General features: G+C 39.2%; 24 protein-coding genes and 1 tRNA gene. 21 read left to right on the forward strand and 4 right to left on the reverse strand.

Annotated elements, in window-relative coordinates; all coding sequences use genetic code 11:
• The first annotated feature begins 6 nt into the window (after positions 1-6).
• Positions 7-1,281 (forward strand): ComEC/Rec2 family competence protein, encoded by a 1,275-nt coding sequence (locus DW959_RS00370; protein WP_118614899.1) that lies wholly within the window; start codon positions 7-9, stop codon positions 1,279-1,281.
• A 30-nt stretch (positions 1,282-1,311) separates the two neighbouring features.
• Positions 1,312-2,262: a cysteine-rich small domain-containing protein gene (locus tag DW959_RS14960; protein ID WP_117807697.1), complete on the forward strand. Its 951-nt coding sequence runs from the start codon at positions 1,312-1,314 to the stop codon at positions 2,260-2,262.
• Positions 2,263-2,267: 5 nt separating this feature from the next.
• Here DW959_RS14960 and DW959_RS00380 read toward each other — a convergent pair.
• Positions 2,268-2,340 (reverse strand) — tRNA-Thr (locus DW959_RS00380).
• Positions 2,341-2,511: 171 nt separating this feature from the next.
• Between DW959_RS00380 and DW959_RS00385 the strand changes: the two genes are divergently transcribed.
• Positions 2,512-4,176, forward strand: coding sequence for a glutamine--tRNA ligase/YqeY domain fusion protein (locus DW959_RS00385; protein WP_243013777.1), 1,665 nt, complete (start codon positions 2,512-2,514; stop codon positions 4,174-4,176).
• Positions 4,177-4,195: 19 nt separating this feature from the next.
• Positions 4,196-4,810, forward strand: a complete 615-nt coding sequence (locus DW959_RS00390; RefSeq protein WP_118614902.1) for a hypothetical protein — start codon at positions 4,196-4,198, stop codon at positions 4,808-4,810.
• A gap of 240 nt (positions 4,811-5,050) precedes the next feature.
• Here the strand turns inward: DW959_RS00390 and DW959_RS00395 are convergent, their stop codons facing one another.
• Together DW959_RS00395 and DW959_RS14965 are read right to left on the reverse strand one after the other, a co-directional pair.
• Positions 5,051-5,545 (reverse strand): DUF6062 family protein, encoded by a 495-nt coding sequence (locus tag DW959_RS00395; protein WP_347475284.1) that lies wholly within the window; start codon positions 5,543-5,545, stop codon positions 5,051-5,053.
• A complete protein-coding gene (locus DW959_RS14965; protein WP_347475285.1) occupies positions 5,545-5,769 on the reverse strand; it encodes a DUF6062 family protein in 225 nt (74 codons plus the stop codon). The genes DW959_RS00395 and DW959_RS14965 overlap by 1 nt, the downstream gene beginning before the upstream one ends.
• Before the next feature lie 347 nt (positions 5,770-6,116).
• Between DW959_RS14965 and DW959_RS00400 the strand changes: the two genes are divergently transcribed.
• From DW959_RS00400 to DW959_RS14325, 4 genes are all read left to right on the forward strand, one after another.
• Positions 6,117-6,404: a co-chaperone GroES gene (locus DW959_RS00400; protein WP_021943267.1), complete on the forward strand. Its 288-nt coding sequence runs from the start codon at positions 6,117-6,119 to the stop codon at positions 6,402-6,404.
• A gap of 35 nt (positions 6,405-6,439) precedes the next feature.
• Positions 6,440-8,071, forward strand: a complete 1,632-nt coding sequence (gene groL, locus DW959_RS00405) for a chaperonin GroEL (protein WP_117807695.1) — start codon at positions 6,440-6,442, stop codon at positions 8,069-8,071.
• A 316-nt stretch (positions 8,072-8,387) separates the two neighbouring features.
• Positions 8,388-10,361, forward strand: a complete 1,974-nt coding sequence (locus tag DW959_RS00410; protein ID WP_118614905.1) for an InlB B-repeat-containing protein — start codon at positions 8,388-8,390, stop codon at positions 10,359-10,361.
• Between the two features lie 247 nt (positions 10,362-10,608).
• Positions 10,609-13,812, forward strand: coding sequence for a leucine-rich repeat protein (locus DW959_RS14325; RefSeq protein WP_243023269.1), 3,204 nt, complete (start codon positions 10,609-10,611; stop codon positions 13,810-13,812).
• Between the two features lie 247 nt (positions 13,813-14,059).
• On the opposite strand, the gene DW959_RS00420 is transcribed toward DW959_RS14325, so the two are convergent.
• A complete protein-coding gene (locus tag DW959_RS00420) occupies positions 14,060-14,374 on the reverse strand; it encodes a hypothetical protein (RefSeq protein WP_118614908.1) in 315 nt (104 codons plus the stop codon).
• Positions 14,375-14,512: 138 nt separating this feature from the next.
• Here DW959_RS00420 and DW959_RS00425 point away from each other — a divergent pair, with 138 nt between their 5' ends.
• The 13 genes from DW959_RS00425 to DW959_RS00485 all read left to right on the forward strand — a co-directional run bounded on the left by DW959_RS00425 (position 14,513) and on the right by DW959_RS00485 (position 23,722).
• Entirely contained in the window at positions 14,513-14,713 is a 201-nt protein-coding gene (locus DW959_RS00425) for a hypothetical protein (protein WP_147353054.1), read from the forward strand.
• A 186-nt stretch (positions 14,714-14,899) separates the two neighbouring features.
• Positions 14,900-15,259, forward strand: coding sequence for a hypothetical protein (locus DW959_RS00430; protein ID WP_243023270.1), 360 nt, complete (start codon positions 14,900-14,902; stop codon positions 15,257-15,259).
• A gap of 23 nt (positions 15,260-15,282) precedes the next feature.
• Positions 15,283-16,155, forward strand: a complete 873-nt coding sequence (locus tag DW959_RS00435) for an acyl-CoA thioester hydrolase/BAAT C-terminal domain-containing protein (RefSeq protein ID WP_118614911.1) — start codon at positions 15,283-15,285, stop codon at positions 16,153-16,155.
• A gap of 311 nt (positions 16,156-16,466) precedes the next feature.
• On the forward strand, positions 16,467-17,468 hold the full coding sequence (locus DW959_RS00440; protein ID WP_008402794.1) for a calcium/sodium antiporter: 1,002 nt from the start codon (positions 16,467-16,469) through the stop codon (positions 17,466-17,468).
• 15 nt (positions 17,469-17,483) lie between these two features.
• Positions 17,484-17,819, forward strand: coding sequence for a TMEM165/GDT1 family protein (locus tag DW959_RS14330; protein WP_243023271.1), 336 nt, complete (start codon positions 17,484-17,486; stop codon positions 17,817-17,819).
• Positions 17,782-18,174, forward strand: coding sequence for a TMEM165/GDT1 family protein (locus tag DW959_RS14335; protein ID WP_243023272.1), 393 nt, complete (start codon positions 17,782-17,784; stop codon positions 18,172-18,174). The genes DW959_RS14330 and DW959_RS14335 overlap by 38 nt, the downstream gene beginning before the upstream one ends.
• 194 nt (positions 18,175-18,368) lie before the next feature.
• The gene (locus tag DW959_RS00450) at positions 18,369-19,691 is read left to right on the forward strand and encodes an MATE family efflux transporter (protein ID WP_118614914.1); all 1,323 of its coding nucleotides are present in this window, start codon (positions 18,369-18,371) and stop codon (positions 19,689-19,691) included.
• A gap of 8 nt (positions 19,692-19,699) precedes the next feature.
• Positions 19,700-19,951 (forward strand): AraC family ligand binding domain-containing protein, encoded by a 252-nt coding sequence (locus tag DW959_RS14970; RefSeq protein ID WP_347475286.1) that lies wholly within the window; start codon positions 19,700-19,702, stop codon positions 19,949-19,951.
• Positions 19,927-20,568 (forward strand): AraC family transcriptional regulator, encoded by a 642-nt coding sequence (locus DW959_RS00455; protein ID WP_347475287.1) that lies wholly within the window; start codon positions 19,927-19,929, stop codon positions 20,566-20,568. The genes DW959_RS14970 and DW959_RS00455 overlap by 25 nt, the downstream gene beginning before the upstream one ends.
• Positions 20,569-20,631: 63 nt before the next feature.
• The gene (locus tag DW959_RS00460) at positions 20,632-21,975 is read left to right on the forward strand and encodes an MATE family efflux transporter (protein ID WP_181985699.1); all 1,344 of its coding nucleotides are present in this window, start codon (positions 20,632-20,634) and stop codon (positions 21,973-21,975) included.
• Between the two features lie 137 nt (positions 21,976-22,112).
• Positions 22,113-22,577 (forward strand): GNAT family N-acetyltransferase, encoded by a 465-nt coding sequence (locus DW959_RS00465; RefSeq protein WP_117807684.1) that lies wholly within the window; start codon positions 22,113-22,115, stop codon positions 22,575-22,577.
• Positions 22,578-22,776: 199 nt separating this feature from the next.
• Complete coding sequence (locus tag DW959_RS00475; RefSeq protein WP_117807683.1) at positions 22,777-23,193, forward strand: GNAT family N-acetyltransferase; 417 nt, start codon at positions 22,777-22,779, stop codon at positions 23,191-23,193.
• Between the two features lie 100 nt (positions 23,194-23,293).
• Complete coding sequence (locus DW959_RS00485; protein WP_117822762.1) at positions 23,294-23,722, forward strand: PPC domain-containing DNA-binding protein; 429 nt, start codon at positions 23,294-23,296, stop codon at positions 23,720-23,722.
• Positions 23,723-23,743 lie beyond the last annotated feature (21 nt).

The following is a 23,743-nucleotide window of genomic DNA, read 5'->3' on the forward strand; positions in this document are numbered from 1 at the left end:
CAGCTTATGATAAATTCTATAAATAAAAAGAATGGCCTGAGGAAAGTGATGATCATTGTCGGCATGTGCTTTGTCCTTGGGCTTTTTTCAGGATGTCTGGATTTATCGGATGAAACGAACGAAAATCAGACAGGAAATACAACAGAGAATATAACAGAATCGATTGACAGTACGGAAGCTACGTCAGATGAACAAATAACTTCGGAAGCGAATATCGGGGGTACAACAGACGATCTTGCTGGACTTACAGTTACTTTCTTAGATGTCGGTCAGGGGAATGCGGTGTTATTTTCCTGTGATGACCATTACATGATGATGGATGGAGGCCCGTCGTCAGCGTCTTCATTTGTCGTGGCATACCTGAAAAAACAGAATATAGAGTCACTTGATTACGTGATCGCGAGCCATTATGATTCCGATCATATAAATGGTCTGGTGGGTGTGTTGAATGTATTTGACACAGAGACTTTTATCGGCCCGGATTATGTTGCAGATACAAAGATCTATGATTCGTTGATGGATAAGCTTGCGGCGCAGAACCTGACTATTACATTTCCAAAGACAGGGGATTCTTATACCTTTGGTGATGCGGTATTTACAATAGTAGCACCGATTACTTATAGTGATGATAATGAAAATGATAATTCTGTCGGAATTCGTATGACATATGGGGATACTTCATTCCTGATCTATGGGGATGGAGAGGAAGCCGGTGAGCAGGCAATGATCGCATCCGGAGAGAAACTTTCCAGTGACGTTCTGATGGTCAGTCATCACGGCAGCAGAAATGCCACAACAAAAGAGATATTAGAGGCTGTTAAGCCCAGTTATGCGGTAATCAGCGTTGGGGCAGATAATTCATATGGACATCCGACCGAAGAAGTGCTTGATCGTCTGGCAAATGCAGGATGCACGGTGTATCGTACGGATCTGAATGGTACGATTCAGGCGTACAGTGATGGAAAAACAATTACTTTTATACCGGAACGGCAATCAGATATGTCAGGGGTGGGAGAAAATCAGAATCTGTCGGATGATACAACGAAGACAGATAATGTAACAAGAGAGAGTACGACAGAGAAAGTTCAGACGGAAATAGAAGCAGGATCAGAAAAGGCAGCAGAGCATACTTATATTATTAATACAAATACAGGAAAGTTTCATGAGCTGTCCTGCCGTTCAGTAAAGCGCATGAATGACAGCAATAAGAAAGAATATATCGGAAGCCGGGATGATCTGATCACGCAGGGGTATGAGCCATGTAAGATCTGTAATCCATAGGGTATGTTAAGAATGGGAGGATAAACGGATATGAAAAACAATTACAAATTTTTTCAGAATCGGGATTGTGAATTTTTTCCATGCCATAAAATAGAAAATGAAGATTCCTTTAATTGTCTGTTCTGTTATTGCCCCTTGTATCTGAAGGAAAACTGCCTTGGAAGTCCTGATTATATCTTAAATGGGAAAGGACAGAAAATCCGGGATTGCAGTAACTGTACGATCGTACATCGCCCGGAGATGTATGAAACAGTGATTGCACAGTTTCAAAAGCAGGACTGTGTGGTATTCGTCAGTATTTGGGATCTGAAGGATGAAATCATGGCACGGATTGCAGAGATTGCTTCATGGGAACAGATGGAGCCGGAGAGCAGAAAAGAGCATAAGGATGAAGCCGAGAAAACGGTTATGCGTTTTTTATCCAGATACAATAATCGAAACCGGTATCTGGTACCTGTACTTTTGCAGCCATTTTCCAGAGACTGTATTAAGTCTGATGGATTTATGCTCGGCAAAAAGAATATTTCATGCCGGATACTGGAACGAATAGATCCGTCAAAGATTACACAGGGATATCTGTATGCATTTCATGCCCCGGAGATCCAAATCGAGGAGATGGATTCATTACTTGGAACTTATTATCTGGAAACCTTTCAGATTGCATGTATGGATATTGTAAGAAAATGGATAAGAAAATACCTGGAACGAAAGCACAGTGTAGAGTTGGTGCATTACTGTAGTCCTTCTTTTGGACCCGGTTATTATGGAATGCCATTGGAAGCTGCCGGAATTCTTTGCAGCCTGATGGATACGGAACAGGTTGGAATCAGTTGGCATAAAGAACGAATGGAGCCGATGATGAGTCTGGCAGGAATTTATCTGATCAGTGAAGAACCACTGATACAGAACTGGAATGATTGTGAGAACTGTATCGGACAGTCCGTTGGATGTGAATACTGTATAAATAAATCCGGACATTAAAAAAGAGCTACTAACGGGAGTCGGACCCGTGACCTCCACATTACCAATGTGGCGCTCTACCACCTGAGCTATAGTAGCAACAACATTAGTTAATATATAGTAAAATGATGTATTTGTCAATAAGAGATTTACTGAAAGTTATTGAAAATTACTGAGTTTTGCTGAGTTTTAGAATTTGCAGTTGAGGCTTTATGTAAAATGTGATAGACTTAAAAAAGTCATGCTAATTATATGAAGGAGGCATTAATGATGGCAGAAGAATCAATCGGGAAAAATTTTATTGAACAGATTATTGATAAAGATATAGCGGAGGGCAAGGTAACGAAGGTAGTCACAAGATTTCCTCCGGAACCGAATGGATATTTGCATATAGGACATGCCAAATCCATATTATTGAACTATGGTCTTGCACAGGAATATGGCGGACAGTTTAATCTGAGATTTGACGATACGAATCCAACAAAGGAAAAGACAGAATTTGTAGAATCCATATTAGATGATGTAAGATGGCTGGGTGCCGATTTCGGAGACAGAGTATTCTTTGCATCCAATTATTTTGACCAGATGTATGAAGCAGCAGTCAAGTTGATTAAGAAAGGCAAGGCATTTGTATGTGATCTGACGGCAGATGAGATCCGTGAATACCGAGGAACTCTGACAGAGCCGGGTAAAAACAGTCCATACAGAGACAGAAGTATTGAAGAAAATCTTGCATTATTTGAAGCAATGAAGAACGGGGAGTTCCCGGATGGAAGCAAGGTGCTTCGCGCAAAGATCGATATGGCATCACCGAATATTAATATGCGCGATCCTGTTATCTATCGTGTTGCCCGTATGACACATCATAATACAGGGGATAAGTGGTGTATTTATCCAATGTATGATTTCGCTCATCCGATTGAGGATGCGATTGAAGGTGTAACGCATTCTATCTGTACACTGGAATTTGAGGATCACAGACCTCTATATGACTGGGTAGTACGGGAACTGGAATATGAGAACCCACCAAAGCAGATCGAATTTGCAAAGTTATATCTGACAAATGTAGTTACAGGTAAGAGATATATTAAGAAGCTGGTAGAGGATGGTATCGTAGATGGCTGGGATGATCCAAGACTTGTATCGATCGCAGCACTCAGAAGACGAGGATTCACTGCTTCTTCTATTAAGAAGTTTATGGAGTTGGTTGGTATCTCAAAGAGCCAGAGCTCTGTTGATTATGCGATGCTTGAGTATTGTCTGCGTGATGATCTGAAGCTTACAGCAAACCGTTATATGGCAGTTCTGAATCCAATCAAGCTGGTGATCGATAATTATCCGGAGAATCAGGTAGAATATCTGCCGGTTGAAAATAATCAGGAAAATGAGGAAGCAGGCTCCAGAGAAGTTGCATTCAGCAAATATCTCTATATTGAAAGAGATGATTTCATGGAAGAACCGCCTAAGAAATATTTCCGTCTGTTCCCTGGCAATGAGGTACGTTTGAAGAATGCATATTTTGTAACCTGTACAGGATATGAGAAGGATGAAGATGGAAATGTAACAGTTGTTCACTGTACTTATGATCCTGCAACCAAGAGTGGTTCAGGATTCGAAGGAAGAAAGGTAAAAGGAACGATACATTGGGTATCAGCAGAAAGTGCAATTGATGCTGAGGTTCGTTTATATGAGAATATCGTGGATGAAGAAAAAGGTAAGCTGAATGAGGATGGTACTTTGAATCTGAACCCAAATTCGTTGACCGTATTACAGGGATGTAAGCTCGAGAAAGCATTTGAAGATGCAAAACCCGGTGAAGCATTCCAGTTCCTTCGTAATGGATTCTTCTGTGTAGATTCCAAAGACTCTACTAAGGAGCATCCTGTATATAACCGTATTGTTTCATTAAAGAGTTCCTATAAGCCGGGAAAATAATATTTAGCCTATTAAAAGTATGAAAAATGATATATCAGAATTAGAAAACAGAAAATTATATATCCTGATCTCCAAGACACACACAGTTCCTGCAAGAATCATCAAATTCTGGACAAAAGAGCCATATGCACATGCATCCATTGCATTGGATCTGGAGCTTCGGGAGATGTACAGCTTTGCCAGAAAGGGAATCTATAATCCGTTCAACTGTGGATTCATTATAGAAGATATTGATACCGGAATATTTGGCAGAGATGTTGAAACAAGCTGTGTTGTTCTGGAACTGACCGTGACAGATAAGCAGTACAGACATGTACTGCAGGAGCTTGCGGCATTTAAAGCAAATGCTGATCTCTATCGGTATAATTTTTGGGGACTTTATGGTGTTATACGAAATAAGGCGATTGAGAGGAAATATAATTATTTCTGTTCCCAGTTCGTGGCAAGTGTGTTAGAACGTTCTGGTATACATATTCTCGATAAACAACCGGGGCTTGTAAGGCCGGATGATTTTCGGAAGAGCAGTAATGTTAAGGTGATTTACAAAGGCCTGCTCAGAAGATATCGTGAATACCTGTGGACACATGATCTGGCACAGGCATTTGGCGGTCATGTAACCAAACAGGCAATGTAAAAAGGTGACAATATTGCTGTGAATTTTATACTATATAAAAAATACTGTGTACATTACACTCACTATTATGAAGCAAACCTGCCCGAACGCCAGTCCTTAGTGAGCCGTATAATACGGCGAACTTAGTACTGCTGCGTTGAGGGTAGAGCGAAAGCGTTTTGCGGAATAATATGTGAAGTGCAATGTACACAGTATTTTTGTGTGTATCCTATGTTTATCAGGCAGTAATATTGTCGCTTTTTATTCTACAAATGTATGATTAGTCTTGATTATGCCGCGAGGCAGGGCATCCTTTGAGTTCTTCCATGGTTCATTCTTGAATCGATAGTCGAATTTATCGATGAACCATCCGATATCTCCGTTGACACGTTCCATGTTTTCAAAATATAAGTGATTCAAGGCTTCTATGAATTCTTCACATTGGTTTTTGGACAGCTTTGTGACAGAGGTATCGTAGAGGATACCGTAGTGGTAAGTACAGAAGCCCTTGCTGCTCTTGAAGGTATCCTTGAATTCAGGATCTTTTTTCCACATATGAAAGATCGTATCGACATAGCGGTCAAAGGTACGGTTCATACGGTCACAGATAAAGCAGGAGCTTTCCAGTTCTTTGATATATGCACCAACACCGGAAAAATTTGACTGCTTGGAAAAAAGTCCCGGTTTTGCGGGAGTTCCTTTTTCTGATAAAGCTTTCAGATCCCGGATCGTTTTATCAGTGTGTGTTTTTAACATCAGGCAAGTCCCAGACGATTCTTTTCTTTATATAACATGCCGATGTGATGGGAGCAGAAGCCCATTTTATCTGTCATAGCACGATTATCGTCTTCCATATAGCTTGGTCCCATCGTATATTCGATGGCATGTTCCTCCAGCGTTTTCTGCATCTGACAGAGAGGACATTCACAGTCTGCATGAAAGGCATCGTTGACAGGTATTGTGTATAATTGTTCAGCCATAGTATTCTCCATTTCTATATATCATTTGGATAGCAGCCTTTGAACAGGCGTTATCCTGTATCATGTCAGAAATCATCGGTTTGATTCCTGTATTAGAAGCATATCATGCAACACCTGAATTTACAAATCAAAATCGCCGGTTTTCGTTCTGAATTCAGGGTATATTTCATATAATGTAAGAGACCTTGTCCATTTAATATATTTTTTATCATTTTAGGGGTTGATTTTTTCCACAAAATGAATACAATAATAATTGTGTTAGCACTCGAGAGATATGAGTGCTAGGAACTGCCGGAGCACATAAGGCAGATAAGAACGGATTTAATATGTTAGGAGGAATATATATTATGAAATTAGTACCATTAGGAGACAGAGTTGTATTAAAACAGTCCGTAGCAGAAGAGACAACAAAATCAGGTATTGTATTACCGGGGCAGGCAAAAGAGAAGCCACAGTATGCAGATGTTGTAGAAGTTGGTCCCGGAGCTGTTGTCGATGGCGTTAAGGTTCCTATGGAAGTAAAGGCAGGAGACAGAGTTATTTATTCTAAATACGCAGGAACAGAAGTTAAGCTCGGTGATGATGAATATATCATCGTAAAACAGAGTGACATTCTTGCAGTTGTAAGTGAATAATCAGATAGCAGAAAAACAGTTGGAGGTAGAAAGAAATGGCAAAGGAAATTAAATACGGAGCAGAAGCCAGAAAGGCTCTTGAAGCAGGCGTAAATCAGTTAGCAGATACAGTAAGAGTAACACTTGGACCAAAAGGAAGAAATGTAGTTCTTGCAAAGTCATATGGTTCACCACTTATCACAAATGATGGTGTTACAATTGCAAAGGATATAGAGCTGGAAGATGCATTTGAGAACATGGGTGCTCAGATCGTTAAAGAAGTAGCAACAAAGACAAATGATGTTGCAGGTGATGGTACTACAACAGCTACTGTTCTTGCTCAGGCAATGATCAATGAAGGTATGAAAAACCTTGCAGCAGGCGCAAATCCAATCATCCTCAGAAAGGGTATGAAGAAGGCTTGTGATAAGGCTGTAGAAGCAATCTCAGAGATGAGCCAGACAATCAACGGCAAAGAGCAGATCGCAAGAGTTGCATCTATTTCAGCCGGTGATGATGAAGTAGGTCAGATGGTTGCAGATGCTATGGAAAAGGTATCAAATGATGGTGTTATCACGATTGAAGAGTCCAAGTCCATGAAGACAGAGCTTGACCTCGTAGAAGGTATGCAGTTCGACAGAGGATATATTTCAGCTTACATGTCAACTGATATGGAGAAGATGGTTGCAGAGCTTGATAATCCATACATCCTGATCACAGATAAGAAGATTTCAAATATCCAGGATATCCTTCCGGTACTTGAGCAGATCGTACAGGGTGGTCAGAAGCTTTTGATCATTGCTGAAGATGTAGAAGGCGAAGCACTTACAACATTAATCGTAAATAAGTTAAGAGGTACATTCCAGGTTGTAGCTGTTAAGGCTCCTGGTTATGGTGACAGAAGAAAAGAAATGTTACAGGATATTGCTATCCTTACAAATGGTAAAGTTATCTCAGAAGAACTTGGTTATGACTTAAAGGATACGACATTAGATGACCTTGGTCGTGCTAAGAGCGTAAAGGTAACAAAAGAGAATACGGTTATCGTAGATGGTTTCGGAACAAAGGAAGATATTCAGGGCAGAGTAAATGTTATCAAGGCTCAGCTTGAAGAGACAACATCTGAATTCGATAAAGAGAAGCTTCAGGAAAGACTTGCAAAGCTTGCAGGTGGTGTAGCAGTTATCCGTGTTGGTGCAGCTACTGAGACAGAGATGAAGGAAGCTAAGCTCCGTATGGAAGATGCATTAAATGCTACCAGAGCTGCTGTTGAAGAAGGCATCATCGCAGGTGGTGGATCAGCATATATTCATGCAGCTAAGAAGGTTGCAGAACTGGTTGCAGAACTTGAAGGCGATGAGAAGACAGGTGCTAAGGTAGTTCTTAAGGCTATGGAAGCTCCGTTATTCCACATTTCAGCAAATGCCGGTCTGGAAGGCTCTGTTATCATCAATAAGATCAAAGAATCACAGCCGGGTATCGGTTTTGATGCATACAATGAGAAGTATGTAGATATGATCGAAGCAGGTATCATCGATCCTGTTAAGGTTACAAGAAGTGCTTTACAGAACGCAACATCCGTAGCATCTACATTACTGACAACAGAATCTGTTGTAGCTGATATTAAGGAAGATGCTCCAGCTATGCCGGCAGGTGCAGGTATGGGCGGCGGAATGGGTATGATGTAAAAATAAAATATCATTCATAAAGTTCAAATAGAGAATAAAAAGGAAGATAGTATTGTTTATTATCGTGTAAGATACATGATAGTGGCATGCTATCTTTCTTTTTTTTGCATACGCATAGACTGTATTTTCAAACCCAGTAAAACATTTCATGCCGTTTTTCAGACATTTCGTGCACAGAATCCGGTATGGGGAAATGATTATGGTACAATACCAGAAAATAACTTATTTGGAACAACATAATGAGACATGCAGATATAATCATACTATATGTTGTATTATGTGTTGTATTCAGATGAATGAAAGGGGATAAGAAAATATGGTAAGACGACTAAAAGAAAACAAAGTTACAGGCATCCTGACGGCCTTGCTGGTTGGCATTGTTATGTTTGTAGGCATGGGAACAATGAAAGTAAATGCAACAGAATACAGGTCAGGAACGATTGATCCTACGACTCTACAGGTAGGGGATACGGTTTACAGAGGAGTTCAGACTACATCAAATCCTGAGGTAGCAGTATGTACAACATGTCATATGGTCTGGATTGCATATAATGCTGACCATATAAGTGTAGAGATGAAGAAAACAGAGGAACATAAAGATCATGCAAGTTCTGTTGGTTGGGCTTGGTTTAACTGGTATTTTGCAACAACGAATACAACATATATAAAAACTCCGGTTTCATTTGATACACCATATACGATTATGGAAAATGGAACACTTGGGTATACGATCACATATAATACAAATGGTGGAAGTGAGGTTGCAAAGGCTGAAAAACAGACTAATATTCCAAAAGACTTACCGGTTCCTACTAAAGAGGGATATGAATTTGCAGGCTGGTATAAGGACGAAGCACTTACAGAAAAAGTGTGGGCAGGTTCTACAGTGGTTAAAGACATAACGCTGTATGCGAAATGGACAGAGCATACGCATAAGTTTTCTCATTTATGGGAAAGTAATAAGTATGGTCATTGGCATGCGGCAACCTGTGAACATAGTGATTTGAAGGAAGATTTCCAGGAACATTCTTATGGAACTGCAGGTGAAGCCAGATATACATGTTCAATCTGTAAGTATGTAGATGCAGACAAGAAAGCTGCGGCAGATATCGTAGATGCGTCAAATACAGTATTAAAAGCAGATGAAGTGCAGGTCGGAGACAAGATTTATTTTGGTAATCAGTTATCGCCTAATAAATGGATCACTGTATGTAGGAAATGTCATATGATCTGGATCACATCTGCTGACTCTGATCCGGATAATATAGATGTAGGAATCAGTGATGGAGATCAGAAGTGTTATGAGGTTAAGCAGACGGATGAGCATAAAAACCATAAAGATGATGTTGGATATGCAGATTTTAATTGGTATACAACAAATTCAAATAGTCCATTAGAGAGAAATGTTCCATATACAGTTATCGAGAATGATAACCTTGGATATAAGATCACATATAACACAAATGGCGGAAGTGAAGTAACTGAAGCTGTACACCAGAAGAAGCTCCCGGATGTGCTTCCAACAACAAGTAAAGCTGAATATGAATTTGCAGGCTGGTACACAGACGAGGCACTCACAAAGGCGGCTGTGCCGGGTAAAGCATTAACAGGAAATACAATTCTTTATGCTAAGTGGATGGTGAAGCAGTCCACACCATCAGATCCGGAGCCGACAAAACCGGTGGTAAAAGCAAAACGGACAAAAGCAAACGATCAGGCATTAAGCTCCAAGTTCAATATCACTACAGGAAAGTCGATTAAAGTAACATGGGGCAAGGTTGCAAAAGCAGATGGATATGATGTATATATGGCATATTGTAAGAAGGGAAAATACACCGTTGTTAAGTCTGTAAAATCTGCAAAGACCTTATCTGTGACGATCAATAAGCTGGATAAGAAGGCTGTAAATCAGAAAGATAATGTAAAATGTTATGTAGTTGCATATAAGAAGGTTGCCGGCAAGAAAGTGACCATCGGAAAATCCATTACAGGTCATGCGGTTGGCAAGAAGAATACGACTGTAACAGATGTCAAGAAGATTCAGACAAAGAAATCCGCTTACAGCCTGAAAAAGGGAAAAACAGCTAAGATAAAAGCAACTATTATTAAAAAGAATAATAAACTTCCACTCTTTGGTCATACAGCAAAATTCAGATATGACACATCAAATAAAAAGGTAGCAACTGTATCCAAAGATGGTAAGATCACAGCAAAAGGAAAAGGCACCTGTTATGTATATATCTATGCAGTAAATGGATGCGCTAAGAAAGTAAAGGTAACAGTTAAATAAAAGTAAATAGAAAGAAGTTGTAAATTCGGCAGTGGCTTGGATGGACAGTAGTCTGAGACCACTGTCGTTTTCTGTAGTAGACAACGACATAACAGTGTCAACCTGCGTGAAATTATGCCGTTTTTAACAGGATTTCTTCAGTGATTTAGCCTGTATGGGTTGACACTGTTTAAACAAGAATGCTATAAAGAGAAAAAGGTGGGTAATCATAATTCAAATCTAAAAATCAAATATGGGGAGGTAATCTATGAAATTAAAAAAGAAAGTGTTTGGAATGTTGGCAGCAGTACTGCTGATGGTGACGGCTGTATTTATTGGAACGCAGGGTATGGGTCTGGTACATGCGGAGACTTTAAAGGTATCCATAAACGGAACCGAACTGCAGGATGGTAAATATTATGAATTTGGAGGAAGCAGAGGAAGCGGAACGATGAGTGAGTGTGCCCCGGATTCGCTTCCTGAGGTATATATCTATTATGATGCCGGCGTTATAGAAGTATATGGGAATGTAAGGATATATTCAAATGGAGGAAGTTCAACAGAAATCCTGAAAATTGAAAACGGAACCCTGACGCTGAAAGGGTCGGGCAGATTCTATTTAGCAAACAGTGAAGATACGAAAGCATTGATTGCCGGAACTGAGGATTCATCCCTTATTACGGATGAGTATACTGGAAATATTGTGCTTAACGGATATGGCGGAAATGCTCTTATAAAAGGACTTTCTTTGGTAGATTTAAAAACCACCGGAGAAATAGCACTTAATAGTAATGATGCAATGGTCGGTGATGCATTCATATATGCCGGCTCTGTTAAGCTTGAGGCAAATGATTTTGGCTTATACCTGTCGGACGGAACGGTGAAGCATATGATAGAGGCAACGGATGCACAAAACGGAGAAATCAGCTTGATAAAAACAGACAACCGTAATTATTTGGATTTAATTAATGGCAGTAATATTAATGCATCAGAAGCCTTTTTCAAAGCAAAAGATATTTATCTGTCATCAAATGGAACTACTTCGAATCGGAGTATATTGTTTATTGGAGAAGCAATAGCAGAAGGTAATCTTAAGGTAGAAACCCAAAGTGGTGTAGAGATGAATGTCCAGAAGACCGCAGTAAATGGTAATCTTAAGATAGATACAACAGGCAGCGGTTATGTAAAAGTAACCAGTGAAGAGGGTGTTGTATCAACCGGAAATACAGAAATCAATGCACCTGCGACAACTGTTCTGTTACAGGCAAATGGTAATGCTGCTTTAATCGAAGAAAATGCGAAGATCAATGCAGAAAGAATATCCATGATGAGTGCAAATAATGCAGTAATTGCTGGTAATGCAGAGCTTCAAGCTCAATATGGGATTACCCTTACCGGAGCAGGGGGATATCCGGTCATAGGGGGAAGCACCATTATACTGAATACATCAGAAAACGAGATTTCGATAAGCAGAAGTGGAAGTACTGATTCCAATACTATACCGCTCCTTGGAGGGACATTGCAGACCCGGAATAATACAGTATCGTATGAAGATGGAGAGAAAAAATGGGTACAGATGACGGCAACCGGTCAGATATATTATGCAGATAATTGTGAACATCCGATTATATTAGGATATTCCGGTCGCTGTATGGTGTGTGAAACATCCAATATTGAATATGCAGAGCTGATAGGAGCAGATGGAACTTCAAAGAGGATGCTGAATGGTGATCTTGGCGGAGGGGGAGCATATAATGATCTGAGATACTTAGAGGATGGAGATACCATAAAACTTATCCGGGATGTGTATGCAAACGGAAGATATGTGGCGATTGATGAGGCGAAAGCTGTGACACTTGATCTGAATGGACATACGTTAGCGATTGGTACACTTGCCGCAGAAAATGACCTTACAATTATAAATGGTAACTACAAAGGCAAGATTGAAAATACTGGTACCAGGCTTACTAAAGTATTGACTTTCCAGAATGCAAAGGCAAGACTTGGAAATTTGCAATGGATGACAAATAGTGGAGTAGTGCTCGAAGAAAGTGAAGTTACGGTAGCAGGAAATAACAGTTCCGAGCAATGCTGGTTGGAGAAGCTTACAATGGATAAAACTTCAAAACTGGTATTAAACAATGTGGGGGATGGAATCGGAAATTATGGTCAGAATACACTGGAAGAGAGTCTGGGTTCCATTCAGGAATTTCTGCCAGACGGTTATTCACTTGTACGGAGAAAAAAATATCCGACAGATACAGCAGACAGAAATACAATCAATGACCCTAGTGGAGAGATCGCTCAAAGTGCAGAACTTCGTTATCGCAGAATGACTGATACAGAGGTATCTGTTACACTGAATCCGACAACATATACCTATGACAAAAAAGCAAAGGAGCCGGAGGTATTTGTGACCTATGCCGGACAGACACTGGCAAAAGATAAAGATTATACGGTTGCTTATGCAGATAACATAAATGCCGGAAATGCAGTTGTTACGATTACAGGTATGGGCATATATCATGATGAGACACAGGTACAGTTTAAAATCGAGAAAGCAGCCAAAGCAGCGCCAGCAAGGCTGACTGCCATAAATGTAAGTAAGGCAGGGGCAAAGGACGGAGCAATCGATAAGCTGACGACAGTAATGGAATACAGTACAGATGAGGTCCATTGGGTCAGTGTAACATCAGGCACAATGGTGAGTGGGCTTGCAGCAGGTAATTATTATGTACGATATGCAGAGACAGAGAACTATCTGGCATCTCCGACAATAAAGGTAGTGATCGCTGTTCCAGCGAGCTCCTATAAGCTGACAAATGCAAAGACAGCTGTTACTTTGGATACAACAAAATATGCTTATAACGGAAAGGCGAAGAAGCCTTTGGTAAAATCTGTAACTTTTGCTGGAAAGAAATTGGAGGCAGGAACTGATTATACAGTTACCTATAAGAAGAATAAGAATATTGGAAAAGCATCCGTGATCATCAAGGGAAAAGGCAAATATACCGGAGGCATAACCAAGAACTTTATAATATATGCAAAGAAAGGAACAACAGTAACATCTGGTGCATATAAGTATAAGTTTACCAGTGGTTCTGAAGTTGCCTTTGCAGGTATAAAGAGTACAAAGACCACAAAAGTAGTGATTCCAAAGACTGTGAAGCTTGGTGGAAAGACCTTTAAGGTAACTTCAATCGCAAAGAAAGCGCTGTACAATAAGACTAAAGTAAAGAGCGTAACGATGGGAGGAAATGTAAAGACGATCGGAGCATCTGCATTCCAGAAATGTAAGAAGTTATCTACGATAACTGTAAAGACAACAAAATTAAAGAGTGTCGGCAAGAATGCATATAAGGGAATAAAAGCAAATGCAAAGATCAAAGTGCCATCTAAGAAATTAAAAGCATATAAGAAGATCCTTAAAAATAAAGGACAGGGAAACAAGGTTAAAATTGTAAAGAAATAAAAACGGGAGCTTTTAAATGGAATATAAAGTGCGTAGGTTATAAGCAACAATTTACACACTTTATATTCCACTTTTTTACGGATTCGCCATTTCGGGTGAGCGGAAGCCTGGATACAGTAGTGTTAAACCAGCTCTGCTCACCGATCACATCTACAGGCATATAACCCTGTCCGGTTACGATCTTGAGCCGTGCTTCCTGTATTGTATCGGCAAAGAGAAATTCTCCATGCAGTCCGATGATTGTTTCCTAGTATTCCTGTTCTTCCTTTTGACTGGTCTGATTCATGACGAGGATGCATGGAGTTTTTTTCAGATCGATGATTTCCAGGCCATGCAATTTGCTGAGTGGATTTTTCGTGGATATTTCAATGTAGAGTGTGCTCTCAGCAAGAACCATATTGTTATATGCATCGGAGAATGCACGGCGCCGGTCATTTAAAGAAAGATCGATTACGCCATTTTCCATAGCGTGATATAATTCTTCATGACTTCCGACAGAGATCTGAACATCAACAGCCGGGATATTTTTCTGAAAATAAAGAAATTGCTTTAGATAATTCATTTCCGTTATATCCCTTATAATAGCCGATTCTTAATAGTTTATTGTCGTTAGCAGCAATACGTTTTGTTTCTCTGAGCATCTGGGCTATGTCACTGGTAATGACAAGACTTTTTTCGATAGAAATGTTCCCCGGCAGGTGTGAGAGAAAAGGTAATGGCACTTATGACACATGAGGGCAGCGGACTTGGGAACAGTGAACGTGATCTCAGAAAGATCTGTCAAGGTGCAGAGATCATAAAGCCAATGGAGATCAAATTTGACTCACAAGGCGGTCCGGTACTGCAAACAGCAGAGAACAAAATTAATGATTGGATCGCAGAGGTGAAAAGAAGCCTATAGAGAGAGTTAATATTTATTTTCCACTTTTATGAGCAGTGTGCTATAATGACATGGATTAGAAATGACTAACTTGATGTTTTCAATTTTTATGTTCTGGCGAAATTGTGCGCCATATGAATGTGAAAAATACAAAGTCGTCAGCTTCCATGGATCGTGACACGTTTTATTGCATTGAAAGATTATCTTATGATGATGATCGGAAGAGCAGGCGGAGTGGGTTTATTGAAAAAGGCATTTGCAACAGATGATTATACGAAGGAAGATCTGCAGTACGTGCCAGATGTTTTAAAGCATTGCAGCAGAAAGACATTATGGCGGACATTTGATTCCTGCAATAATTATAAAGTTCCCGAACCAGTTCCTCAAATAGATACGAAGCTTCACTACTGGTACACAAAGGATGAGGAAAAAAAGAGAAAAAAGGATATTGAATATGTGAAACGTCAATTTCCACAGACAGAATTTGAAGTACTGCCTAAATTAGGCCATGCAGGACTGGTTCTGCTGAAACCGGAATTGTTTGAGATAATGATACAGGTGCTTTAATAAAGGAGAGGAGTTAGACAGCTATGAAAAAACAGAGATATACATATCTGAACGATGGATTTGAGGGAGTTTTATATGAGGTAGAAAATAAGGATGACAGGCTACTGATCGTTATTCAGGGACTTAAGGGATTGGAACTGCCTGAGAAGTACGCGGAGTTATTTTCAGGGAAAGGGTATTCAGTTCTTGCCATGACTTATTATGGCGCACCCGGACAGCCGGATCAGATGCGGGCAATTCCTTTGGAGATGTTTCAGACTGCGGTTGACCGTATGAAAGAGTATGGAGATGGCAGATTTAGGCATTTTGGTATGTATGGTAATTCCAAAGGCGCAGGAATGGCGTTGCTTGCTGCATCAGTTGTTCCGGATATCAGTCTTGTTATAGCTGCATCTTCCTTTGGACATATTATGCAGGGCAGTGGTAAGGCAGATGCAGATCCATGTAAGGCTATGGTTTCATATCGTGGAAATGATTTCCCTTATGTTTCAAATAAGCATATGTTCTCCAACTTCCTGAAAAAATGTATAAAGGAACATCATGTGCGGCTGTTGTACTTTTTTGAGGAATGGGAGAAAGAGGGAACGATTGAGAATGAGATACCGGTAGAAAAGATCTGTGGAGATATTCTTTTTCTTACCTCTACACATGATGAATCTGTTCCGGCAAAGCATGATGCAGAATTATTGACAGCACGGTTAAAGCGGGAGAACTTCAGCTACGGCTTCAAACACATCAATTCAGAGACTGGCAGTCATAATCTCGGATATTTTCCGGTAAATAATGGTGCGCTCCCAAGAGAGAAGAAATATCCACAGGAATGTCAGAAAGCAAGAGAAGATACACTTGAAATCATTTTAAAGACATTAAATGCGTGGAGCGTAGCTGATTTGTAAAGAAAAAATATTTCTAGAATAAGATGTTGACACACATGGTTACATTTGATAATATTTATCGAGTAACTTAATATTCCATGAGGGAGTAGTTAGCGCGAAAGTGTGATTTGTCAACATTCTGATTATAATAAGAGAGTATAATCTGGCAAATCTTAAATAATGAGACTCATGTATATCGATTAACAGCTTGTGTAATATACACCGGCGGATAATTGATATACATGAGTCTTTTTTAATCTGTCGGACATACTTTATAGTAGCAGACAGTTCGGCTGACGGCACTGGTATGGATAGAGAAAAAGGAGAATAATATGGAAAAATTCATTAACAACGCCCCATTTGCTCTTGTAATTGTAATTCTTGTGATCGGTTTTGTACTGCTGATCAAAGGAGCGGATTTTTTTGTAGAGGGAAGCTCGAGTGTAGCAAAGAGACTGCATGTTCCATCTATAATTATTGGACTTACAATTGTTGCGATGGGAACATCGCTTCCGGAGACAGCGGTCAGTGTATCAGCATCAATAGCAGGCAATAATGAACTTGCAGTTAGTAATGTAGTTGGTTCTAATATTTTTAATCTGATGGTTGTTATTGGAGTATGTGCAATATTAGCCACAGTAAATGTTGCAGGGGAAACGATAAAGAGAGATATTCCGCTTTCACTTATATGTGCCGGACTCTTAATGCTTTTAGGAATAATCGGTCTTGGAGACAAAACAGGCATGACGCTGGGACATATGGATGGTGCTATATTTATTGGTTTATTTGCAGGATACATTTTTTACATGATCAGGATTGCATTAAAGGCCAACAAAGAAGGAAAGAAAGTTGAGATTGAAGGTGGCTCGGATGAGGAAATTAAGCTTGTATCCGTTCCGGTCAGTATTCTGTTTATCGTTGGCGGAGCAATAGCGATTGCAGTCGGAGGGGATGTGACCGTTGATGCGGCATCAAGAATTGCAAGTGATCTCGGAATGAGTCAGACACTGATCGGACTTACAATCGTTTCGATAGGCACGTCACTCCCGGAGCTTGTGACCTCAATTGTTGCAGCCAGAAAGAATGAAGTTGATATGGCGCTTGGTAACGCGATCGGTTCAAATATATTTAACATACTTATGGTACTTGGTATTGCATCAGTGATCAGTCCGATCAGTATAATCAGAGAGAATATTATTGATCTGTGTGTACTGGTTGCATTTACTGTGTGTGTATGGATATTTGCAGGGACAAAGAAGAAAATCGGAAGAATCGAAGGTTTGTGTATGGTTGCTCTCTATGCAGTATATGCAGTTTATATTGTTATAAGATAAATGTGGGTATAACAAATGATATTATTTTTAAAGGTATTTTTTACGGAATTCATAGCGGAGATGGGAGACAAGACACAGCTTATGTTGATTGCTCTTACGTCTAAGTACAAATTAAAAGATATCATAATAGGAACTGCTGCCGCAATTCTTGTACTGAATGGTCTGGCGGTTCTTGCAGGTGGACTTGTCAGCGAATTTGTTCCGGAATGGCTCATTAAGAATATTGCAGCACTTGCATTTCTTTACTTCGCAGCATCAACGATTTCAGATGGCGACGAAGAGGAAGAAGAAAACGGAAGATCAAAGATCAAGTTTGCGCCATTGGCTGTTTTCTGTACTTTTTGTAGCTGAGCTTGGAGATAAGACTCAGCTTACCGCTATAACATTTGGTGCGAATGAAGGTATGGGGGCAGCACTTATTGTATGGATCGGTTGTTCCCTCGGACTATTTGCAGCGGACATTCTTGGTATGCTGGTCGGTTATCTCTTAAAGAGCAAAACTCCGGATGGACTACTTAATACACTGGCATTTGTGATATTCTCGACATTTGGTGTGTATACACTTTATCAGGGACTTAAGCTTATCTCTTCGAGCGTCTGCCGGATTCCGGTATTGCTGATACTTATAGCTGTAGTCGTTATATTTGCAGGCTTATGCGCATTCCTTTTCGTAAGGCAAAAAAAGAAAAAAGAGGAAAAAATATAGGAAACGAATAGAATACAAATCTCGTTTCGTTAAAATAAATAGTCTTAATGTCAACGATTCGATTAACATTTTTGATAGATTATTGCGTGAAATAGTAGAAATAGTGCCATTTTTGTTTGATATTATACAAGAAACACAGAAAGATATATCGTATTATTGATAATATATGTTATATTTGTATGTAAGGAGAAAACATGATGGTTGAAAGGAAAACATTATCGCAATTATCTGTGCCAATATGCCTGGAAACTTTATTCTATATGCTTTCAGGGATGGTTGATACACTTATGTTATCATCTGTAAGTGATCAGGCTGTGGGAGCAGTGGGAACAGCAAATACTTATATAGGTGTTTTCATTGTTATGTTTGGAGTGATATCATCGGGTATGATAGCTGTTATGTCACAAAATATCGGAGCGGGAAGACCCGGGATAGCATATCAGGCCAGACAGCTTGGACTTATGTTTAATGCGTTCATAGGTATTCTGATGTCTGTTGTTCTTGCCTTTTTTTCCGGCAGAATACTTAAAATAGTAAGTATTGCTCCTGCTTTGTTTGAACCGGCTGAAACATACCTCAAAATTGTTGGTGGAACATGTTTTTTAAATGCGCTTATTCCTATTTTTTCCAGCTATTTGAGAGTATTTGGATATACAAAGCATTCCCTGATGGGAACTATTGTTGGAAATGTTCTTAATATAATACTAAATTCGGTATTCTTATTTGTATTTAACTGGGGAGTAATGGGAGTTGCCGTTGCCACGGTTATTTCAAGGGTTGTAAATCTTGTTATTGTAGCGGTGATGGGCGCTGTACTTATAAAAGCAAAACAAAGCCCTGATCGTATTTTGCCGCGAAAGATACTTGCGCAGATTGTTAAAATAGGTTTTCCTTCTGCATTTGAAACAGCACTTTATAATATAGCAATGACATTTATAGTGCGTTTTATGAATCAGATGGATGCGAACGGAATGAATGTCACAGCTCGTTCGTATGCTATGCAGATAGCAAATTTCTCATATTGTGCAGGAGCTGCACTGGCACAGGCTAATGCTATTATGACAGGCTGGAGAATCGGAGCAAAGGAGTTTGAAGAATGTGACAGGGGTATAAAAAAAGCAGAGATATATGGCCTTGTAATAGCCACATGCTTCTCTGTGACATTTGCACTGTCCGGACACATTATAGTGCATATATTTACGGATGATGCACAGATGATAAGTCTTGTTGTAAAATTGTTAATAATAGATATATTCCTTGAACTTGGAAGGGTGACAAATCTTGTGTATAGTCAGGCGTTAAAAACCAGTGGAGATGCAGTTTTTCCGGTTATAATGGGTGCAATTTTCATGTATCTGTTTGCGGTTGGCGGTACATATTTTCTTGGAATACATTTGGGCTTTCTGGCGGTAGGAGCATATATTGCCATGGCAGGTGATGAATGTGTGAGAGCTGTTGGAATGGTGCTTCGATGGAAAAGCGGAAAATGGAAAAGTAAGAGTCTTATAGAACTATAGGAGAGATTATGTATTTTGAATTAAAGGAAAATAAACCACATGGTACAAAGGATGATCCGTTCAGTACATATCACATAGAGAATGCGGGGCAGTCCTTTCAGATACCGGTACATTGGCATGATGAATTCGAAATTATATATGTAAAAAGTGGCTTTTTGACTGTAAATATATCAGGAGAGAACTATATCGGGAAACCCGGGGATGCCTCGTTGTATCACCGGGCAATCTGCATTTTATGGGTTCAAAGACCGATACTGTAGATTATTTTACTTTTCTTTTCCCATTGAAATATATATCATTTTATACAGATGATATACTAGATGATAGATTACTTGAACCATTAGACAGTGGTCGTCTGATGATTAGTCCCAGTGTAAAAGATACGATAAAAGAATTGTGTGAGCAGTTAATTGAGATATATAAAACAAAAAAGAGTGAAAGAGAGTTGAACATAGCGACGCAGATAAAGACCAAAATAATTCTTTTACAATTTATTCTTGAAATGTGGGAAAAGGGATTTATAGTAGAAAATAACACAAGTGGTAGAAATATTGTAGAAAAAGAAATGGTCTCGTATATACAGCAGAATTTTACAGGAAAAATATCATTAAGAGAATTTGGGGAGCAATTTCATCTTTCTGAAAAATATATATCCAGATATTTTAAGGAGCATTTTCATATTACACTTTCACAATATGTGGCGTATTTACGGTTAGAGTATGCAAAACAGCTGTTGCAAGACACCGATATTTCTGTTACAGAGGCAGCAATGCGGAGCGGTTATCAAAATATAAGCTATTTTATCAGAAGTTTTAAAAAAACATACGGAGTTTCTCCGTTAAAATACAGAAAAAAGCAAGTTGACTGTATGCAATAACATTGTATTGGCCGCGTTAGCTCTGATTTTGTAATGTTTTACGTTTTATGGAGGAAAATGATAATGTCAAAAGATGAATATTTAATTACAGATGCCCCTATTAAAGCACTGACTGTATTTGCAATGCCTATGATTCTGGGCAGCTTCTTTCAACAGGTATACAATATGGCAGATTCAATCATTGTTGGTCAGTATGTCGGTGCTCCTGCACTTGCGGCAGTTGGCGCCTGTGCCGCACTGACAAATGTTTTTATCTGTATAGCACTTGGTGCCGGGGTAGGGGCGGGAGTGCTCGTAAGTCGCTATTTTGGAGCCCAAAATTATAGCAAAATGAAAACAATTGTATCAACATCCTTGATCAGTTTTTTGATTTTAAGCGTACTTTTGGGTATCTTCGGTTTTTGTTTTTCTCGTTTTATGATGACTGCATTACAAACACCTGCTGATATACTGGAGGAAGCAGTGTTGTACCTTCGCGTTTATTTTGTGGGATTTCCGTTTCTGTTTATGTATAACATTCTTTCAACGATGTTTAACTCAATCGGTGAATCGAAGATTCCGTTAGGCCTTTTGATAGTTTCTTCTATTTTGAATATTTTTATGGACTTTTGGCTGGTGGCCGGTCTTGGTCTGGGTGTGTTCGGTGCCGCTCTCGCAACTCTTATTGCACAGGGAATTTCCGCCGTGTTCTCGCTTTTGATTTTCTTTAGCCGGATGCGTCGATATAAAAGTCCCTTTAACTGGTTTGACAGGCAGGAACTATCTTCTATGCTTCAAATTGCCGTTCCGTCTGTTCTGCAGCAGTCTACAGTGTCAATTGGTATGATGATCGTACAGGCTGTTGTAAATCCATTCGGCACGCAGGCGCTTGCAGGTTATGCAGCAACGATGAGAGTAGAGAATGTTTTTTCATTGATATTCGTATCCATTGGTAATGCAGTTTCACCATACGTTTCCCAGAACTATGGTGCAAAGAAAATTGAACGTATCAAAAAAGGATATCATGCTGCGTTGGTGTTGGATGTATGTTTTGCAGTGCTTGCTTTTGTAGTCATTGAAACACTGCACACACAAATTTCTTCGCTATTTCTTGGTAAAGATGGAACTGCTTTGGCGTATCAGGTGTCTGGTGATTATATGAGATGGCTTGGTTATTTTTTCATTTTTATGGGTATTAAGATGGCAACTGACGGAGTCCTTCGCGGACTTGGAATTATGCGTCCGTTTCTCATTGCAAATATGGTAAACCTTGCGATACGCTTGTCGGTTGCATTGATTTTTGCACCCCGTTTCGGTATTGCGTTTGTCTGGCTTGCTGTACCGGCCGGCTGGCTTGCAAACTTTCTGATTTCGTATGTGGCACTTAGAAAAAGCTGGAGAATTCAACTAAAATTATACAGCAATTAATAAAGGAAAGAAGTTGGAATGATATAAAAGAATTTGAGTGATTAAAATCAATTTACACGTTTGTAAGAGATGAAATTTTAAAATGTTTATAAATAATCGGTAGATGCTGTTGGATAGATTGTTAAGGGAGGTAGGAAATGAACAAGATTATATACAGAAAGACTACAAAAGCTGATATGAAAATTCTGATGAAGCTGAGACTTGAAATGTTTAGAGAAGTGAATGGCTTGTCCGGTGAGTATGAATATGACGAGAATTTTATCTTTGAGAGCAGAAGATATTTTGAGTCAGGGGAACAGACTACGGTTATTGCGTCTGATGGAGAAACTCTTGTAGGATGTGCAAGCTTATCCTATACATGGATTATGCCAACCTTTTCGCATCCAACAGGTAATCGGGCGCATTTAATGAATGTCTATACTCGTGCAGATTATAGAAGAAGAGGAATTTCTAAGAAAATGGTTGAGATTTTGATTGATGAGGCAAAAGAAAATGGTGTGACAGAAATAAGCCTGGATGCAACAGAGATGGGAAGACCGTTGTATGAATCGTTAGGGTTTAAAGCATCTGATTCGTGTATGGTGATGGATTTGGAGGGGTGATATTGATGAAGATCATAGAGTGTGGTTTTGCCTGTTCGCATAGCGTACCACATTTTTTTACAGATAATTACGACCATCCAATATATGAAGATGGCGTACAATTGGTGGATATGATATATTTGCGAAGTGGGAAAAATTAAGATAATTCCCTAGTTGTGAATAACAATAGTTAAAGAACAGTATTGGAGGGAAATATCTTATGTTAAATTTAATAGTGAAATATAATGAATTAACAGCAGAACAATTTATTGAATTGTGGGAAACGGTATGGGGAGATGGACCGTCTCTTGAACAGACAAGGTTAGCAATGAAACATACTTTATTCAGAGTTTCTGTATGGGATGGAGATTTCATTGTTGCTATGGCAAGAATGAATGGTGATATGGGACTTAATTACTATATTAAGGATGTTGTTGTCAGACCTGAATATCAGGGAAAAGGTATCGGAAAGATGTTAATAAATGAATTAAGAAGATTCATAAATGACAATGGAGTTAAAGGTACAGACATTTTTGTGGAATTATGTGCAGTCCCTGATAAGATTCCATTTTATGAAAAGTTTGGATTTGAGGCAAATGAGGCACAAAGATTGAAAATTTATCATCATGTAGAGTAAAGATAAATATGAAAAGAATAATGCATTTAGGAGCATTTGATGATGAACCTGCAATTGTTGTACTTATGGATACATATTTGAAGTAGAATGGAGAAATAAAATGGAATACAAAAAATTTGACAATATAATAATAGCAAGGATTGACAAAGGGGAGGAGATATTAGAACAACTGAAAGCAATTGCCATAAATGAGAATATAAAACTTGCCAGTATTAATGCGATTGGAGCTGTCAATGATTTCACGGTCGGAGTATATAAGACGGATGAGAAGAAATATTTCTCAAACAGCTTTAAAGGATATTATGAAATCACATCGCTGACAGGTACGATCAGTACAATGAATGGCGAATATTGTGCACACCTTCATATGAGTGCCGGAAACGAGAAAGGCGCAGTGTTTGGAGGACATTTGAACAGAGCGGTTGTCAGTGCAATCTGTGAGCTGGTAATTACGATAATTAATGGAAAAGTTGAAAGAGTTTATGATGGAGAAACAGGACTTAATGTATTTGAGTTTGAACAAAGTTGAACAATTCGCATTTTCAGTAAT

It is taken from the genome of Clostridium sp. AM46-21, assembly GCF_003480025.1.
Classification (GTDB): domain Bacteria; phylum Bacillota; class Clostridia; order Lachnospirales; family Lachnospiraceae; genus Coprococcus; species Coprococcus ammoniilyticus.